The organism is Bradyrhizobium sp. SZCCT0153, assembly GCF_018129995.1.
Taxonomy (GTDB): Bacteria; Pseudomonadota; Alphaproteobacteria; order Rhizobiales; family Xanthobacteraceae; genus Bradyrhizobium; species Bradyrhizobium japonicum_G.
This window is the reverse complement of record NZ_JAFCKS010000005.1, coordinates 71282-88266: the sequence shown is the minus strand read 5'-3', so window position 1 is coordinate 88266 and position 16985 is coordinate 71282. Positions and strand designations below refer to the sequence as shown.

At 63.7% G+C, this 16985-nt stretch carries 16 protein-coding genes; 7 read left to right on the top strand and 9 right to left on the bottom strand.

The window, feature by feature from the left end; all coding sequences use genetic code 11:
* Positions 1–61 precede the first annotated feature (61 nt).
* Positions 62–580 (bottom strand): MarR family winged helix-turn-helix transcriptional regulator, encoded by a 519-nt coding sequence (locus JQ572_RS21920; protein ID WP_211384909.1) that lies wholly within the window; start codon positions 578–580, stop codon positions 62–64.
* Between the two features lie 253 nt (positions 581–833).
* Here JQ572_RS21920 and JQ572_RS21915 point away from each other — a divergent pair, with 253 nt between their 5' ends.
* Both JQ572_RS21915 and JQ572_RS21910 read left to right on the top strand, forming a co-directional pair.
* Entirely contained in the window at positions 834–2009 is a 1176-nt protein-coding gene (locus tag JQ572_RS21915) for an ABC transporter substrate-binding protein (RefSeq protein ID WP_211384908.1), read from the top strand.
* A 29-nt stretch (positions 2010–2038) separates the two neighbouring features.
* Positions 2039–2494 (top strand): cupin domain-containing protein, encoded by a 456-nt coding sequence (locus tag JQ572_RS21910; RefSeq protein ID WP_211384907.1) that lies wholly within the window; start codon positions 2039–2041, stop codon positions 2492–2494.
* 87 nt (positions 2495–2581) lie between these two features.
* Here JQ572_RS21910 and JQ572_RS21905 read toward each other — a convergent pair whose 3' ends face one another.
* The 3 genes from JQ572_RS21905 to JQ572_RS21895 all read right to left on the bottom strand — a co-directional run bounded on the left by JQ572_RS21905 (position 2582) and on the right by JQ572_RS21895 (position 5736).
* On the bottom strand, positions 2582–3832 hold the full coding sequence (locus tag JQ572_RS21905; protein ID WP_211384906.1) for a flavin-dependent oxidoreductase: 1251 nt from the start codon (positions 3830–3832) through the stop codon (positions 2582–2584).
* 262 nt (positions 3833–4094) lie between these two features.
* Entirely contained in the window at positions 4095–4931 is an 837-nt protein-coding gene (locus JQ572_RS21900; protein WP_211384905.1) for an enoyl-CoA hydratase family protein, read from the bottom strand.
* A gap of 43 nt (positions 4932–4974) precedes the next feature.
* Positions 4975–5736: an SDR family NAD(P)-dependent oxidoreductase gene (locus JQ572_RS21895; protein ID WP_211384904.1), complete on the bottom strand. Its 762-nt coding sequence runs from the start codon at positions 5734–5736 to the stop codon at positions 4975–4977.
* A gap of 192 nt (positions 5737–5928) precedes the next feature.
* Here JQ572_RS21895 and JQ572_RS21890 point away from each other — a divergent pair, with 192 nt between their 5' ends.
* The 5 genes from JQ572_RS21890 to JQ572_RS21870 are packed head-to-tail and all read left to right on the top strand — an operon-like array spanning position 5929 to position 11653.
* Entirely contained in the window at positions 5929–6744 is an 816-nt protein-coding gene (locus JQ572_RS21890) for an alpha/beta fold hydrolase (protein ID WP_211384903.1), read from the top strand.
* Between the two features lie 12 nt (positions 6745–6756).
* A complete protein-coding gene (locus tag JQ572_RS21885; protein WP_211384902.1) occupies positions 6757–8046 on the top strand; it encodes an acyl-CoA dehydrogenase family protein in 1290 nt (429 codons plus the stop codon).
* A 2-nt stretch (positions 8047–8048) separates the two neighbouring features.
* On the top strand, positions 8049–9572 hold the full coding sequence (locus JQ572_RS21880) for a class I adenylate-forming enzyme family protein (protein ID WP_211384901.1): 1524 nt from the start codon (positions 8049–8051) through the stop codon (positions 9570–9572).
* Positions 9569–10657 carry an NAD/NADP-dependent octopine/nopaline dehydrogenase family protein gene (locus JQ572_RS21875; protein ID WP_211384900.1) on the top strand — a complete coding sequence of 363 codons (1089 nt, stop codon included), beginning with the start codon at positions 9569–9571 and terminating at the stop codon, positions 10655–10657. Before JQ572_RS21880 ends, JQ572_RS21875 begins: the two co-directional genes overlap by 4 nt.
* Before the next feature lie 3 nt (positions 10658–10660).
* The gene (locus JQ572_RS21870) at positions 10661–11653 is read left to right on the top strand and encodes a 3-hydroxybutyryl-CoA dehydrogenase (RefSeq protein WP_211384899.1); all 993 of its coding nucleotides are present in this window, start codon (positions 10661–10663) and stop codon (positions 11651–11653) included.
* On the opposite strand, the gene JQ572_RS21865 is transcribed toward JQ572_RS21870, so the two are convergent.
* The 5 genes from JQ572_RS21865 to ilvD form a co-directional block, all read right to left on the bottom strand.
* Positions 11650–12696, bottom strand: coding sequence for a 2,5-dihydroxypyridine 5,6-dioxygenase NicX family protein (locus JQ572_RS21865; protein WP_211384898.1), 1047 nt, complete (start codon positions 12694–12696; stop codon positions 11650–11652). The two genes, JQ572_RS21870 and JQ572_RS21865, sit on opposite strands and share 4 nt — an antisense overlap.
* 37 nt (positions 12697–12733) lie before the next feature.
* Entirely contained in the window at positions 12734–13501 is a 768-nt protein-coding gene (locus JQ572_RS21860; protein ID WP_211384897.1) for an ABC transporter permease, read from the bottom strand.
* A complete protein-coding gene (locus JQ572_RS21855) occupies positions 13498–14283 on the bottom strand; it encodes an ABC transporter permease (RefSeq protein ID WP_211384896.1) in 786 nt (261 codons plus the stop codon). Before JQ572_RS21855 ends, JQ572_RS21860 begins: the two co-directional genes overlap by 4 nt.
* Positions 14280–15125 (bottom strand): ABC transporter ATP-binding protein, encoded by an 846-nt coding sequence (locus JQ572_RS21850; RefSeq protein ID WP_211384895.1) that lies wholly within the window; start codon positions 15123–15125, stop codon positions 14280–14282. The genes JQ572_RS21855 and JQ572_RS21850 overlap by 4 nt, the downstream gene beginning before the upstream one ends.
* A gap of 125 nt (positions 15126–15250) precedes the next feature.
* Positions 15251–16945: a dihydroxy-acid dehydratase gene (ilvD, locus tag JQ572_RS21845; protein ID WP_211384894.1), complete on the bottom strand. Its 1695-nt coding sequence runs from the start codon at positions 16943–16945 to the stop codon at positions 15251–15253.
* Between the last annotated feature and the right edge of the window lie 40 nt (positions 16946–16985).

Here is a 16985-nt window from a genome sequence, read left to right as displayed (position 1 = left end):
GCATCCCGTGCATTTTGCTGCGGCAAGGAAGGATCGGCGGGCGCGTCGGCCCGCGGGCGCCTCAGGCGCGGCGGCGACCGGCCGATTTCTGCGCCGATGCCTTGGTCTTGGCGAGGAGCCGCATCAATTCGCGGACGTCCTTCGGCGAAAGATCGGCGAAGAGATCGGCGATCCAGGTCTCGTGTTCCGCGGCCATCCTGCGAAACTCGGCACGCCCGAGCTTCGTCAGCCTGATCACCTGAACGCGGCGGTCCGTGTCGGAGGTCCGGCGATCGAGATGGCCGGATTCCACGAGACGCTCGACGAGGCCGGTCACATTGCCGTTCGACACCATCATGCGCTTGGAGACGTCGGACAGCGTCATGCCCTCCGGCGCCTTGTCGAGCTGCGCCATCAGATCGAAACGGGGCAGCGTGACATCGAAGCGCTGCCGCAACCGGCCGCGGACCTCGCCCTCGATCAGGGTCGTGCAGGTCAAGAGGCGCAGCCACAACCGAAGCTCTTCGGCGTGATCTTCCGGAGTTTCGACAGCCTTGGTCTCGGAATCGAGCATCTCGATGCAGTCACTCACGGCCGGCATTGGCGCCGGCACGGATTCCCAACATTTTGAGCTTCAAATAAATCCGGGCCGGCTGCAAGCCTAAAGCTGCAACAATCGACCGCACGCCAATTTCTTTAGGCTTCAAGTAATTGGCGCGCCGCTTGCATGCGCCGCTTCCCCGCAAGATGACGGCGCCTTTGGGCTTTGCTTGCCGCCGCAGCCATCATCGGCATAAGCTTGAGTTGAAGCACGAGGCTTGTAGTGCAAGCCCGATCGACACGGGGGACAGATCATGAAGACGCAAACGACTTTGGCCGCAGCCGCCATCCTGCTCGGGACCGCGGTGAGCCCTACCCTCGCCCAGGAGAAGATCAAGCTGGGTGTGATCGTGACCCTGTCGGGACCCGCCGCCGCACTCGGCCAGCAGGTTCGCGACGGATTTGCGCTCGGGGTGAAGGATCTCGGCGGCAAGATGGGTGGCCGCGATGTCGAAGTGATCGTCGCCGACGACGAGCTGAAACCGGATGCAGCCGTGACGAAAGCCAAAGGCCTTCTGGAGCGCGACAAGGTCGATTTCGTGGTCGGCCCGATCTTCTCCAACATCCTCCAGGCGATCCATCGACCAGTCACGGAGTCGAAGACCTTCCTGATCAGCCCCAATGCAGGCCCGTCGACCTTTGCCGGCAAGGACTGCAACCCGTTCTTTTATGTGACCTCGTATCAGAACGACCAGGTGCACGAAGTCCTCGGCAAGGTCGCGCAGGATCGCGGCTACAAGCGCATGTATCTGATGGTGCCGAACTATCAGGCCGGCAAGGACTCGGTCGCCGGCTTCAAGCTCGACTACAAGGGCGAAATCGTCGAGGAATCCTACATGCCGCTCAACACGCTGGACTTCCAGCCGGAGCTTTCCAAGATTTCATCGCAGAAGCCCGATGCTCTCTTCACATTCATGCCGGGCGGGCTCGGCGTCAATCTGGTCAAGCAGTACCGGCAGGCCGGCCTCGCCGACAGCATTCCGGTGCTCTCGGCGTTCACGGTGGATGAATCCACTTTGCCGGCCCAGCAGGATGCGGCCGTCGGCATGTTCGGCGGCGCGAACTGGGCGCCCAATCTCGACAACCCCCAGAACAAGAAGTTCGTCGCCGCTTATGAAGCCGCCTATAACGGCGTGCCCGGGACCTACGCCTTCCAGGCCTATGACGCCGCGATGCTGATCAACAGCGCGGTCAAGGCCGTGAAGGGCGACCTCTCGAACAAGGATGCGGTCGGCGCCGCCCTGAAGAAAGCCGACTTCACCTCGCTGCGCGGTGCCTTCAAGTTCAACACCAACGGCTATCCGATCCAGGACTTTTACCTGACCAAGGTCGCCAAGCGTCCGGACGGCAAGTTCCAGACCGAGATCGTCCAGAAGGTCTTCGAGAATTACGGCGACCGCTACGCCAAGGACTGCAAGGCGGCGAACTAAGCCGCGCGTCGCGTTACGGGAGGACTGCAATGAAAACTGAAATCACCGGCATCACCCGGGCCAATGAAGGGATCCAGGGAATTTCCTGGAACATCCTCGGTCAGACCTATGTGCCGAAAAGCAATACCGAGCACAGCTTTTCCTGGCACGCGACATTGCCGCCGGGCACATTCGTGCCGCCGCACATCCATCCGGACCAGGACGAGTATCTCTACATGCTTGAGGGCAAGCTCGACTTCGTGCTCGGCAATTCGGAGGCGCAGGCGACGGCGGGCGATCTGATCCGGCTCGGCATGGGCGTGCCGCACGGCATCTTCAACAAGTCGGAGCAGACCGCAAAAGTCCTGTTCTGGGTATCACCGACCCGCAAGCTGTTCGACCTGTTCTGGGGCCTTCACAACATGAAGGAGCAGAAGCCGGAGGACGTGGTGGCGATGGCGGCCGAGTTCAACATTCACTTCCTGCCGCCGCCTCCCGGCGGTTAGCAGCATGACCCCGGAAAAGTGCGCAAGCGGTTTTCCGGAAGGGGCATGCTCAATCAAAGGCCAAAGGGTGATGATGATTCATCGCCCTCAAGCGCGCACCGCCGCCAGCCCCGGCACGGCGGCAAAGCCGGCCTTGGTGGCATAGCCGCGCACGATCGCCTCGCGCTGCGAATAGCTCAGCACGTTGTCGACATTGTCGAAACCGTCGGGTGCAAGCTGCTCGACGGCGTCGATGACGCCCTCGGGACCGCCGCGCCGGTTGGAGCGAACGATGTCCGCGGTCATCGGCAGGCGCTTCTTCTCATATTCGAGCAACGCCTGGCGGGGATGCTCGGCGCGCGCCAGCGCATCGGCGAGGCAACGCGCATCGAGGATCGCCTGCGAGGCACCGTTCGAGCCGACCGGATACATGGGATGCGCGGCATCGCCGAGCAGCGTGACGCGCCCGGACGACCAATAGGGCAACGGATCCCGGTCACAGGTCGGATATTCGTAGAACTCGGGCGTTGCCGAGATCAGGCTCTTCACGTCGATATAGGGCACCGAGAAGCGGGCCACATGCGGCATCAGCTCCTCGCGGCGGCCCGGCCGCGACCAGTCTTCCTTCCGCGGCGGCGGGGCATTGCCCTCACCGACCTTCACCAGCACCGCCCAATTGGTGAGACGGCTCGCGGGGCTCGATCCCTCCGCGATCGGATAGATCACCACCTTGGCGTTGAGCCCGCCGGCCACGATCATCGATTTGCCGGTGAGGAACAGCGGCCAGTCGCGCGCACCGCGCCACAGCATCAGGCCGTTCCAGCACGGCGGTCCCTCGTTCGGGAACAGCGTGTCGCGAACGCGTGAGTGGATGCCGTCGGCGCCGATCAGGATATCGCCGCGCGCCGTGTGGATATGCGCGCCGGCGCGATCGAAGAAATAGGCGGTGACGCCGCCCTCGTCCTGAGTGAATGCGCCGAGCCGGCAGCCGGTGTGGATAGCATCCGGCCCGAGCCGCTCCTCGACGGCGCGATGGATGACGCCCTGAAGGCGGCCACGGTGGATCGAGAATTGCGGCACGTCGTGGCCCGCGTCGATGCCACGGGCCTCGCGCCAGACTTCCTGGCCGTGGCGATTGAGGTAATAGAGCTGATCGGTGCGGATCGCGACATCGTCGAGCTTCTGGAGCAGACCGAGGCCGGCGAGCTCGCGCATCGCATGCGGCAGCGTGTTGATGCCGACACCGAGCTCGCGGATGGTGTCGGCCTGCTCGAAGATTTCGCAATCCAGGCCGCGCGAGCGCAGCATTAATGCCGTGGTGAGACCACCGATACCGCCACCGACGATAATCGCCTTCATCGCCTTAACTCCACTCGATAACGCCAGGCAATGAGTTAACGTCGCACGGGCAGTTGCTCCGCCGCAAGCGGCTTTGTCGCCTCCGCCCAGAGCTCGGCCCGGGTCTTGGGCTTAGCCTTAATTCCCGGCTCCTAAGGCCCCTGCCGGAGGCGCATTCCTCATCGAAACCCCGCCAATTGAGCCCAACGCGAAATTATTTCAAGCTTAAAGGAATTTCGCGTACGTTCCCTTTTTGGCAGGGCCGCGGCCAGGAGTAACCGGCCTAGTCGCCCCTGAACACCGGCTTGACCTTGTTGGCGAAGGCCTCGAAGGCGCGCTCGAAATCCGCCGTCGTCATGCACAGGGCCTGTGCAACGGCCTCCGCCTCGATCGCCTCCTCTACCGACATCGCCCATTCCATCGCCAGCATCCGCTTGGTCATGGTGTTGGCGAAGGTCGGCCCTTCCGCGATCTGCCTTGCCAGCAGTTGCGCCTGGGGCAACACCTGCTCCGGTGTCACGAGACGGCTGAAGAAGCCCCAGCGCTCGCCCTCCTCCGCGGTCATGAAGCGGCCGGTGTAGAGCAGCTCGGAGGCGCGGGACTGCCCGATGATCCGCGGCAGGATTGCGCACGCGCCCATGTCGCAGCCGGCAAGGCCCACCTTGTTGAAGAGGAATGCGACCTTGGCCCCGCTCGCCGCGAGCCGCATGTCGGACGCCATGGCAATAATCGCGCCCGCGCCGGCACAGATGCCTTCGACCGCAGCGACGATCGGCTGCGGGCAGGCCCGCATCGCCTTGACGAGGTCGCCCGTCATCCGGGTAAAGGCCGTCAGTCCCTTGGTGTCCATCTTCACGAGCGGACCGATGATCTCGAATACGTCGCCGCCGGACGAAAAATTGGCGCCCGCGCCTGTGACGACGATCGACTTGACCGCATCGTCGAACGCGCAGGCGCGAAAGAAATCGGTGAGCTCGCGGTAGCTCTCGAAAGTCAGCGGATTTTTCCGCTCGGGACGATTGAGCGTCACGGTGGCAACGCCGTCGACCACGGCCAGCAGGAAATTCTGCGGCGAATAGTCCGCCAGCGGCAGGGTCACGGGATTGGCTGGTCTGCTCATGCGATCTCCTTAGCTTTCTCGTTCCAGGCCTGCATCGCGCACGCTAGATCTCACCACCGGCAACCGCGATCGCCTGTCCTGTGATCGCACCGGCGCTCTCCCCGCACAGCCACAGCACTGCATCGGCCACCTCCTGAGGCGTGATCAGCCGCCCCTGCGGATTGTGCTTCGCGAGCTCGGCAATCGCCTGCTCGTGGCTGCGGCCCGTCTTCTTCATGATGTTCTCGATGCTGCCGGCAACCAGATCGGTATCCGTGAAGCCGGGACATACGGCATTCACCGTGACATTGCTGCCGGCCATTTCCAGCGCAAGCGAACGCACAAGTCCAATCACGGCGTGCTTGGCGGCACTATACGCGCTGACATAGGGATAGCCCTTGAGCCCGGCCGTCGATGCAATCGCGACGATGCGACCGTAGGGGCGGTCCTTCATCGCCGGCAAGACGCCGTGGATGGCGTGAACCGCGCCCATGAAGTTGACGTCCATCATGCGGGCAAACAGCGCACTGTCCGATTTCGCGAACGGCGCCGATTCAGCGCTGCCGGCGTTGGCGATCAGAATATCGATCGGCTTCCGTGCGCTTGCTTGGGCGATGGCAGCTTTCACCGATGCTTCGTTCGAGACGTCCGCGACCGCAGCAAAATGCGCAGCCCCCGCGCTCACCGCCTCGTCAAGAGTTGCCGCATTGCGGCCAAGCACCGTCACGGTGGCACCGGCGCCCGCGAGGGAGGCTGCAATCGCGCGGCCGATGCCACGGCCGCCGCCGGTGACCAGCGCGTGCGGCGAATGCGGCAATGCGGACATGCGTTGGCTCCCTGGGATGTGATCGCCCCTCGATATATTTTAACCTTCAAATTTTTGCAACGAAAGCACCGATTAAGATCCCAAACGTCCAAGCGCCCGGGACCGGCCCGAAAATTGCTTTAAGTATAAAATTGTCTCTTCCCATCCCTTACAGGCCTGTTAGCATCGCCGGGCCAAGCAAGAGGTTGTTGCGTGTCGCAATCCACGCCCATGATAACAAGGGACGGACGTTTCGCCTACGAAGCCGCGGGCGATCCGGGCGCAATACCCCTGATTTTCCTGCATGGCATCGGCGGCGCGGCGCGAGCCTGGCGGAACCAGCTCGCCACCTTCGGCACCCGCTTTCGCGCGATTGCATGGGACATGCCGGGCTATGGCGGATCGGCTCCGCTCGGCAGCGTCAGCATCGCTGCCCTGGCGGACGCGCTTCAGCAATTCATCGAGCAACTCGGTGTGAGCAGGCCAATTCTGGTTGGCCATTCCATCGGCGGCATGATCGTCCAGAAATGGCTGGTGCAATTTCCGATGCGCGGGCGCGCGGTCGTGCTGGCGCAGACCAGCCCGGCCTTCGGCAAGGCCGACGGCGATTGGCAGAGATCGTTCATCGCGGCGCGGCTTGGCCCGCTCGACCGCGGAGAGACGATGAAGTCGCTGGCACCTTCCCTGGTAAAGGAGCTTGTCGGCGACGATCCCGATCCAAAGGGAATGGAGCTTGCGCGCGAATGCATGGGAAGCGTGCCCGAGGCGAGCTATCGCGCCATGATGCTGGCCTTGATCGGCTTCGACCAACGCAGCACGCTCAAGGACATTTCCGTGCCGACGCTGCTGCTGTCCGGCTCCAAGGACAACAATGCGCCTGCGCCGATGATGGCGAAGACGGCGACCTACATCCCTTCGGCCGAATATGTCGAGCTCGCCGGCGTCGGCCATCTCGCCAATCTTGAGCGACGCGATGCCTTCGACGAGGCCCTCGGCCGGTTCCTGAACTCCGTCGCGATCAAAACGTAAGGCGAGCGTGCAATGACCGTGCAAGTCCGCAAGAACGTCGGCGCAACCGACAAGGTGGCAATGGACGCCCCGATCTTCGATCCCGTGGCATTCCGCCTGAACGACGAGCAGGCCGGCATCATTTCGCGCGCGCGGGAGATCGGGCAGAGCGTGTTCGCTGGCCGCGCGGCGACTTACGATCGCGAGGCAATCTTTCCGACCGAGAATTATCGCGACCTGCACCGGGTCGGCTTGCTCGGCATTGCCGTCCCCAAGGCGCATGGCGGACTCGGCGCGAACTATCAGACCTATGCCTTGGCAGCCGCGGAAATCGGCCGCTATTGCGGCGCGACCGCATTGACCTGGAACATGCACGTCTGCTCGACCCTGTGGTCGGGTCCACTCGCCGACGATCTCGACATGGACGCCGCGACTCGCACCGAGCACGAGCGGCGACGGGCGGTCCACTACAAGCGCATCGTCGAGGACGGGGCGATCTATTCGCAGCCCTTTTCGGAGGGTGGCGCAGCGGCGGCAGGCGGCGTCGCCTTCGGCACGGAGGCAAAGCCCGTGAAGGGCGGCTGGATCGTCAGCGGCAAGAAGATCTTTGCATCGCTGTCAGGCCATGCAGATTATTACGGCGTGCTCTGCACCGAGATCGAGGAAGGCGGGAAAGCCTCGCGCCGCAACACGCTTTATCTCGCCATCTCCGCCAAGTCGGAGGGCGTTTCGGTCGTCGGCGACTGGGATCCGCTCGGCATGCGCGGAACGGTCTCGCGTACGCTGCTGTTCAAGGACGTGTTCGTGCCCGAGGATTCTGCGCTGATGCCGCGCGGCGTCTATTTCCAGGCCGCGATGCGCTGGCCGCACATGTTCCTGACACTGTCGCCGACCTACATGGGCCTGGCACAAGCCGCCTATGACTTCACCGTGCGCTATCTGCGCGGCGAAGCGCCAGGCATGCCGCCGGTCAAGCGCAGGATGTACCCGACCAAGCAGATCGCGGTCGCGCAGATGCAGATCAAGCTCGAGCAGATCAAGGCGATCTGGTTCCAGGCCGTCACGGAAGCGCGCGCCAATCCAAGCAAGGAGCAGGTGCTCCGCGCCTACGCCGCGCAATATTCGGTGATGGAAGGTGCCAATGAGCTCGCCGCGCTCGCGATCCGCACCTGCGGCGGTCAGGCCATGCTCCGCTCGCTGCCGCTGGAGCGCATCTATCGCGACAGCCGCTGCGGCTCGCTGATGCTGCCCTGGACGGCCGAGCTTTGCCTCGACCGGATTGGACGCGAGGCGCTTTACGAGGCCGGCGAAACGGACGACTGACGGTGGACCTGTGTAGTCTGATCGATCGCAACGCGGCGTTCGCGCCAGACAAGACGGCCATTGCCTTCGAAGGGGAACGGCTGAGCTATGCAGCGTTCGCCGCGCGGATCGAGCGGACCGCGACGGCGTTGAAGCAGGAACTCGGCGTCGGCCGGGGCGACCGCGTTGCAATCCTCAGCCTGAACCGGCCGGACTATCTGGTTCTGCTCTATGCCTGCGCGCGGCTCGGCGCGATGCTGGTGCCCCTGAACTGGCGGCTGGCCGTCGCAGAGCAGCTTTTCATTCTCACCAATGCCGGCGCCAAGGTCCTGGTGCTCGAGCAGGCATTTGAGGGGGTTCTTCCCAAGCTTGAGGGGACTGCCGCTGTCGGGCTCGATTTCGAGCCGCCGGGCGGCACGACGTTCGACGACCTGTTGGCACGCAGCGAGGGCAGTGGCCGCAACCCGCACGCCGATCTCTCCTGCCCGCTCCTCGTTGTCTATACGTCAGGAACGACCGGACGGCCGAAAGGCGCGGTGCTACGCCAGGAGGCGCTGTTCTGGAACGGCGTCATGAGCCAGCACATGCACAACATGACATCCGACGATCACATATTGACGGTGCTGCCGCTCTTCCATGTCGGCGGCCTCAACATCCAGACCACGGCAGCGCTCCAACTTGGCGCGACCGTCACGATCCACGCCCGTTTCACGCCGGATACGGCACTCGCGGCCATCGAACGGGAACGACCGACACTGACCGTGATGGTGCCGGCAATCATCCAGGCCGTAACCGAGCATCCCGCCTGGGCTGCCGCCGATCTGTCGTCGCTGAAGGCGGTCGCCACCGGCTCGACCATCGTGCCGCCGCACCTGATCGAGCGCTTCGTCGCACGCGGTGTACCGGTGCTCCAGGTCTATGGTTCGACCGAAACCTGCCCGATCGCGGTTTACACGCGCCTTGGCGGCGACCTTTCACGTGTGGGATCGACCGGTCTTGCCGGCCTGTGCTGTGAGGCAAAGGTGATCGATCAGGCTGGCAACGCGGTGCCGGCGGGCACGCCGGGCGAGATCGCCGTGCGCGGCCCCAACGTGTTCTTTGAATACTGGGGCGATGCGGATGCCACGCGCGATGCGCTGCACGACGGCTGGTATCGCACCGGCGACATCGGCCTGTGCGACGCCGACGGATATTTCTGGGTCCGCGACCGCAAGAAGAACTTGATCATCTCCGGCGGGGAGAACGTCTATCCGGCCGAAGTCGAGCGCGTCCTTCTGGAACATCCCGATGTCAGCGAATGCGCGGTGATCGGCCGGCCCGATCCGCGCTGGGATGAGGTGCCAATCGCCTATGTGATCCCGAGATCGGGATGCCAGCCCGGAGCCGACGAGTTGAGAGCGCACCTTCTGGCACAACTCGCGCGCTACAAGGTACCGCGCGACATCGTCTTCGTCACGGACCTGCCGCGCACGGCGCTCGGCAAGGTTCAGCATTTCCTGCTGAAGCAGATCGATGCGCAGTCGCGCGCACAAGGAGAGACATCTTGAAGATTGCGGTTCTGGGTGGGGGAAACGGCTCTTTCGCGGCCGCAGGCGATTTTGCGCTGTCCGGACATGAGGTCCGGCTCTGGCGCCGCGACGCGGATCAGGTCGCGGCACATCGTGCCGCCGGCTCCGGCATCGTTGTAAAGGATCATAACGGCCGTCACGAGACCAAGCTCGCGCTGGTCACGACCGACATCGCAGAAGCCGTCAACGGCGCGGAGCTGATCCTGTGCCCCGCCCCCGCCTTCGCGCAGCCGGACATCGCCCGGCTGCTTGCTCCACATCTGCGGGATGGACAGGTCGTGTTTCTGCCACCGGCGACGTTCGGCTCGATGATCTTCGCCCAGGCAGCGCGGGACGCCGGCAACCATGCCAAGGCGAGCTTTGCAGAGACCGGCACGTTGCCCTGGCTGACCCGCAAGCACGGGCCATTCGAGGTCGCCATCACCATCCGCGCCAAGCGACTGCCGGTCGGCGTGCTCCCTCTCGAAACTGCTGCACACGCGATCGAAGTGATCGGACGCGCTTTCCCCGATGCGATCGAGCCGTGCGGAGACGCGCTGTCCGGGGCACTGATGAACGCAGGCCCGATCATCCATCCGCCGCTGATCGTGATGAATGCGGGCCCGATCGAACATTTCGAGCGATGGGACATCCACAAGGAGGGAACGCAAGGCGCGATCCGCCGGGTAACCGATGCGCTCGACGCCGAACGCATCGCGGTGCGCGAAGCGCTCGGCTACGGCGCGCCGCATTTTCCGCTGGCTCATCACTACGCGAAAGAAGGCGAGATCTGGATGTACGGCCGCGGCTCGCATGATCGCCTGACCGATTCGGGCGACTGGCGCGAACGGATCGTGCTGAGCGAACATCGCTACATGCGCGAGGATTTGCGGCTTGGGCTATCGCTGCTGGTCTCAGTCGCTGGCCTGGCGGGCGTGGCCACGCCGCTCGCAAAGGCTTTCCTGGCGATCGGCGGCGCAATCTGCGGCGAGGATTTCAGCCAGGGCGGCCGAACGCTCGAAACGCTGGGGCTGGGCAATCTCGGCAAGGCCGAACTGCAGACGCTTCTACGCAGGGGATTTTGACCGATGACCAGCCGCACCAACATTGCCTGTCTCGGGGCCGGTCGCATGGGCCGCGGCATCGCCGTCGCGTTCGCTTACGCGGGGCATACGGTCACGATGGTCGATATCAAGGCACGTTCCACGGACGATTTCGCCAAGCTCGAGGCGGACGCGATCGGCGAAGTCAGGACTACCTTTGCCAGCCTGGCGAAGCTGGGGCTGCTGACCGAAGCAGATGTCGATCCGCTCATCGCGAGGGTCTCGGTGGTGCCGGCCAATCAGAGCGGCGCAGCGCTAGCCGAAGCCGGCATCGTCTTCGAGGGCGTTCCGGAAGTCGTTGAGCTCAAGCGCGAGGTGCTGGGAGCGGCTTCAAAACAGGTCGGGCCGGATACGATCATTGCATCGACGACGTCGACCATCCTCGTCGACGATCTCTCCGGCGCGATCGTAAACCCCCGCCGCTTCCTCAATGTGCACTGGCTCAATCCGGCCTATCTGATCCCTCTGGTAGAAGTCTCGCCCGGCAAGGCCACCGATCCGGCCATCATCGACGAGGTCAAGGCGCTGCTCGAAGGCATCGGCAAGGTTCCGGTCGTCTGTGCGGCGACCCCAGGCTTCATCGTCCCGCGCATCCAGGCGCTGGCGATGAACGAAGCCGCGCGCATGGTCGAGGAAGGCGTCGCCAGCGCGGAAGATATCGACAAGGCGATCCGCTACGGGTTCGGCTTCCGCTACGCCGTGCTCGGGCTGCTCGAGTTCATCGACTGGGGCGGCGGCGACATTCTCTACTACGCCAGTCGCTATCTCGAGGGCGCACTCGGCAGCGACCGCTATCGTGCACCTGATGTCATTGCCCGCAACATGCATGAAGGCAAGATCGGTCTACGGACAGGCGCCGGCTTCCTCGATTATTCAGGAATGGACGTCGACGCCTATCGGGTAAAGCGGCTTCAGGCCATGGTCGACCTGCTCCGGCACTTCAACCTGGCTCGCCCGCCGGTGCTCGATCGCGTCTAGCCGAAGACGTCCTGAAGCACGCCTTCGCGAACGACCGCGACGCCGTCCAGTTCGATCGTCGTTCCCATCATCGGCAGGTCGAAATGGCCTGCCGTGTAACGGCCGGCGAATTCGTTGGCGCCGGTCGAGAACAGGAAGTTGCCGGAGACGGCCCGAATCTCCGTGCCATTGGTATCGCGTTGGTCGTACATCGACAGCGCTTCGTAGCGCGCGCCGGGATTCATGCCGAAACCGACATGCGAGACCGCATAGGCTTCGCGATCGCCCCAAGCGGCAAGATAGGCACGCATCATCGCGGCATCCGTACCCTCGCCTTCCAGCTCCACGACATAATCATCCTTCAAGGTCATCTTCACCGGCGACGTCAGGTAGCGCTTGAAGGTGAGGTTGATGTCGCCTGGCGCCATCACCAGCGCGCCGTTGATCGTCCCGCTCTTGGGGAAGCTGACGACGATGCCGCCCGGCCAATGCGCCAGCGTGCCGGGCTTGTCCGTCCAGCCCCAGACGCCGACGGTCGAGGCACCGACCATGTCGACGTTGAGCGCCGTGCCGGCCTTCGATGTCACCCGCATCCGCTTGGTCCCACGCAGCATCTTCGCCGCCGCGCGGACGCGCTTCTCGAGCGCGGAATCCGGCACCATCCGCTCCAGCGCCTCGGGATGCTCGTTGGAAATCACAAGGATGCGCGCGCCGGCCTTCAGTATCTCGGGCGTCTCCACCGCATGCATCAGGCCTTCGATGGTGCAATCCACGACAAAACCCGCTTGCTGAAGCGCCGTGATAACCGGACCAAGCCGCTGGATCGCCTCGCTCGCCCCTGTCGAGCGAACCGGAACGATATTGCGGTTTCGCGGCGTCGGCATCACCACGTGGAACGGCCGCGCCCCCATTCGCAGCAGCGCAAGCTCCGCAAGGTGAACATTCAGCGCGCGTGACTGGGTTTCCGAGAGGATCGCCGCAGTATCGCCGGACTTGACGGCGCATCGCTCAAAAATCTCGCAAAACGCGTCGATCCATTTTGCCTCGATGCGATCCGCCAGCATGGTTCACTCCCGATCTTCTGGTTTCTCGTTAGTCAGATCACGTTTCGGGGAAGCCCCGTAAAAGGTACGATCGCAAGGCACCCAACAGGCCGTTCAGGATCAACCCCAAGAGCGAGATCGTGATCAACGGCACGAACATGTCGACAGCCTGAAAGGTCCGGGCTGCCGTCACGAGCACATGGCCCAGCCCGTCCGTCGACGTGATCATCTCGGCCAGAAACACCACGATGCAGGAAATGACAAGGCCGATCCGGCAGCCGGTCAGGATCGACGGCATCGCCGCCGGCAGCACCACCTTGAAAAGGATCTCGTAGCGCGGTGTGCCGGCCGCCATGGCCGACCAGATCAGCTTCTGCTCGACGGTCGACGCACCATAGTAAGTCGAGAGCAGAATGGGAAAGAGCGCATCCGCCGCCACCAGCGTGATCTTCGATCCGTGACCGAAACCGAGCAGCAGCAACAGCGCCGGGTAGAGCGCGACTTTAGGCAAAGGCGCCAAAACCCGAACGATCGGCCGAACCACGGCATTGATCGCGGGACTGGCGGCGGCGGCGATGCCGATGCTCACGCCGAGCACCACCGCGATCGCGAAACCGGCAAACAGCCGGATCAGGGTTGCCGCGATCTCCTGCTGGTATGTCCACGTCACGAGTTGCTGGGCCAGCCGGCCGAAGACGAAACCCGGCGGCGGCAGCAGGACCGCAGGCGCAAAGCCGAATGACACGAGGCCTTGCCACACCGCGATCACCAGCACGATCGGCGCAAGCCCAAGAATGACGTTTGCTGGGAGAAAGCGCGATGTCATGAGAAGCTCAGCGGCAGGTCGAACTGAGGCTCTGACCAGCGCACCAGCCGTGCGCGGACCCGCTCGAAGATCGCATCGAGGCAGATACCCATCGCTCCCACGATGATGATCATCGCATAGACGGTGTCGTATTGGCCCATGTCGAGCGCGTTGAACAGGATATTGCCGGCGCCGGACTGGCGGGCGATCATCTCGCTGGTGATCATCGAGATCAGCGCCAGCACGAGTCCCGTGCGGCAACCGGTCAGAATTTCGGGAAGCGCCGCCGGCAGCACAATCCGGACCAGCCGTTGCGCCGGCGAAAGCCCCATTGCGGCGCCCGACCATAGCATCTTCTCTTCCACCGCCTTGGCGCCCTCAAAGCTGTGATAGATCACGGGCAGGCTGACGCCGAGGAAGATCACCAGCGTCTTCGTGACGTCGCCGACGCCGAGCCACAGCATGATGATCGGCATCAAGGCTGCCTTCGGAACCGGGTAGATCACCATCAGGAGCGGATTGAAGAAGGCGGCCACCGCGCGGCTGCGGCCCATCAACAGACCTAGTGGAATGGAAACCATCACCGCCACACCAAATCCGATCGCCATGCGGCGAAGCGAAGCCAGGATATTGATCAGCGCTTCCTTGTCCCCGAGGATATCCGGGATTGCACGGATCGCCTCGATCGCCGTCGGGAAGCTGTCGTTCTTCAGCGCGAATGACGCAGCCTGCCATGCCGCCAGAAGCCCGATGCAGGCAAACACCGGCGCGGCACGCTTGGCCAGGGCCGCTAGCGACATCATGACGGCGATCCGGTCTCTTCGACCTCATCGAACATGCGCTCGATATCGACGACGTATTTCTGGTACCGCGAATCGAGCAACAGCTCGTTGCGACGCCGCGGCCGCGGCAGATCGATGTCGATCACCTGCCGAATGCGGCCGGGCGACTTCGACATCATCACGACCTTGTCCGACAGGAAGACGGCCTCGTCGACCGAATGGGTGACGAACAACACCGTCTTGCGGTCGCGCTCCCAGATATTCAACAGATCGTTCTGCAAGCGCGTTCGGGTGTGAGCATCGAGCGCACCGAACGGTTCGTCCATCAACAGAACCTCAGGATGGTAAGCCAGCGTCCGAGCCAGCGCCACACGCTGCTTCATGCCGCCCGACAGCTCCTTGGGATAGAAGTTCTCGTAGCCCTTGAGGCCGACCATCTCGATCAAGGCCCGGCTTTGTGCTTCTGCCTCGCTGGGGCGCATGCCCTGCTGACGCGGGCCATACATCACGTTGCCCAGCACCGTCTTCCACGGAAACAACGCAAATTCCTGAAACACCGGACCGCGATCAGGCCCCGGCCCCGTGATCGGCCGCCCCTTTATCTTCGCCGAGCCGCTGGTCGGAGTAACGAAACCGCCGACGATGTAAAGCAGCGTCGACTTGCCACAGCCGGACGGACCAAGGATCGAGACGAACGCTCCGTCGTCGATCGTCAGCGAGATGTCGGATAGCGCCACATGATCCTTGCGCGCCGAGGTCTGGAAGACCTGCGACACGCGGTCGATCTCGATGATCACGGAAGCCGGCTCTTGTGACGTCACCGGTCTCACCCATTCGCTCGATCTCGAAGGCACAACCTTCATCCCGCCTCTCGCTTCACTCACGCGCGGACATCACGCAACCGATGTGCTGAATGTGCACCATCAGCGGCAGGAGCACAGCAAGAAACTTGCCAGACCACCGGCTGTTTCCGGGCACGTGAACTGCGTCATTCGAACCAGGGCCATTCGGCGGGTCCCTCATGCGTGACGGCTCCGCCCGGTGCCTGGCCAACCAATCGCGCATATTTCGCGAGCGCGCCTGCGCGGTGGCGAGGCGGACGTGGCTTCCAATCGTGTCGGCGCGCGTCAAGTTCCTGCTCGTCGACCAGCATATCCATCCGCCGATTTGCGGCGTCGATCCGGATCCTGTCGCCATCGCGAACCAGTGCCAGCGGACCACCAATGAAGGCCTCGGGAGATACATAGCCGATGCACATTCCGCGAGTGGCGCCGGAGAACCGTCCATCGGTGATCAAGGCCACCTTTTCGCCCATACCCTGCCCGTAGATCAGCGCCGTGACGCCGAGCATCTCGCGCATGCCGGGACCGCCGACCGGCCCCTCATTGCGGATCACGAGCACCTCGCCCGCCTTGTAGCTGCGGTCGCGAACCGCTGCGACGCAAGCCTCCTCGTCCTCGAAAACGCGCGCCACGCCCTCGAAGAACTGGCTCTTCAGGCCCGCGATCTTGATGACCGCGCCGTCAGGACAGAGATTGCCCTTCAGCACGGCCACGCCACCATCGGGCATGATTGGCGCGCGCACGGTGTAAATGACCTCGCCGTCCGGGGTATTGGACGCGCCATATTCCTCGGCGAGCGTTCGGCCCGTGACCGACAAGCAGCTGCCATCGATATGCCCGCTCTGGATCAACTCGCGGATCACAACGGCCGCGCCGCCGATATCGTAGACGTCTTTCGCCGTATATTTGCCTCCCGGCCGCAGGTTTCCGATCAGCGGCGTCCTTGCAAAAACTTCACCGACATCATCGATCGTGAATGCAATGCCGGCCTCGTTCGCGATCGCCGGCAGATGCAGCGCGGCATTGGTCGAACCGCCGGTGGCGGCCACGATCGCCGCGCCGTTTTCCAGGGATTTCCGCGTCACGATGTCGCGCGGCGACGGCCCGCCGCGCTCCAACATCTCCATGATCAGGCGTCCGGCGCGCCGGGATATCTGCGCACGCTCGGCATAGATGCCCGGCACCATCGACACGTTGGGAATGGTGAGGCCCATCGCCTCCGACACCATCCCCATGGTGTTCGCGGTGAACTGGCCGGCACAGGCACCGATGGTCGGCAGGCAGGCCCGCTCGATCCGCTCGAGCGTGGCGCCGTCGATCTCTCCGGTCATGAAGCTGCCGACAGCCTCGTAGGAGTCCAGCACGGTCAGGGTCCGCCCGTCCACGCGCCCCGGCAGCGAGCTGCCGCCATAGATGAAAATGGACGGCACGTTGCAACGGACCATGCCCATCATCACGCCGGGAAGCGTCTTGTCGCATCCGCCGTACCCGATCAGCGCATCGTAGGCGAGACCATGGACGACGGCTTCGATCGAGTCGGCAATCAGCTCCCGTGAAAACAGGGAGAACTTCATCCCCTCGTGATTCATGCTGATGCCGTCGGAAACCGACACGGTCGAAAACTCGCGCGGCGTACCGCCGGCCTCCTCGATTCCCGTCTTGGCCGCAGCGACCTGAAAGTCGTGGGTCATGTTGCAGGGCGTCTGCTCGCCCTTCATGCTGACGACGCCGACCATCGGCCTCTCGATCGCAGCGTCGTCGAGCCCCATTGCACGCATGAATGCGCGGTGCGGGGCCCGGTCGAGGCCATCTGTCGTGACCCGTGATCGCAGCTTCTTCATACTTGCATCTTCTTCATGCAACGCCCCGGATCATCCGGGG

Coding starts and splice junctions, on each gene's coding strand:
- JQ572_RS21920 (WP_211384909.1), bottom strand. CDS start 580: ATGCCGGCCGTGAGTGACTGCATCGAGATGCTCGATTCCGAGACCAAG.
- JQ572_RS21915 (WP_211384908.1), top strand. CDS start 834: ATGAAGACGCAAACGACTTTGGCCGCAGCCGCCATCCTGCTCGGGACC.
- JQ572_RS21910 (WP_211384907.1), top strand. CDS start 2,039: ATGAAAACTGAAATCACCGGCATCACCCGGGCCAATGAAGGGATCCAG.
- JQ572_RS21905 (WP_211384906.1), bottom strand. CDS start 3,832: ATGAAGGCGATTATCGTCGGTGGCGGTATCGGTGGTCTCACCACGGCA.
- JQ572_RS21900 (WP_211384905.1), bottom strand. CDS start 4,931: ATGAGCAGACCAGCCAATCCCGTGACCCTGCCGCTGGCGGACTATTCG.
- JQ572_RS21895 (WP_211384904.1), bottom strand. CDS start 5,736: ATGTCCGCATTGCCGCATTCGCCGCACGCGCTGGTCACCGGCGGCGGC.
- JQ572_RS21885 (WP_211384902.1), top strand. CDS start 6,757: ATGACCGTGCAAGTCCGCAAGAACGTCGGCGCAACCGACAAGGTGGCA.
- JQ572_RS21870 (WP_211384899.1), top strand. CDS start 10,661: ATGACCAGCCGCACCAACATTGCCTGTCTCGGGGCCGGTCGCATGGGC.
- JQ572_RS21865 (WP_211384898.1), bottom strand. CDS start 12,696: ATGCTGGCGGATCGCATCGAGGCAAAATGGATCGACGCGTTTTGCGAG.
- JQ572_RS21860 (WP_211384897.1), bottom strand. CDS start 13,501: ATGACATCGCGCTTTCTCCCAGCAAACGTCATTCTTGGGCTTGCGCCG.
- JQ572_RS21855 (WP_211384896.1), bottom strand. CDS start 14,283: ATGATGTCGCTAGCGGCCCTGGCCAAGCGTGCCGCGCCGGTGTTTGCC.
- JQ572_RS21850 (WP_211384895.1), bottom strand. CDS start 15,125: ATGAAGGTTGTGCCTTCGAGATCGAGCGAATGGGTGAGACCGGTGACG.
- ilvD (WP_211384894.1), bottom strand. CDS start 16,945: ATGAAGAAGCTGCGATCACGGGTCACGACAGATGGCCTCGACCGGGCC.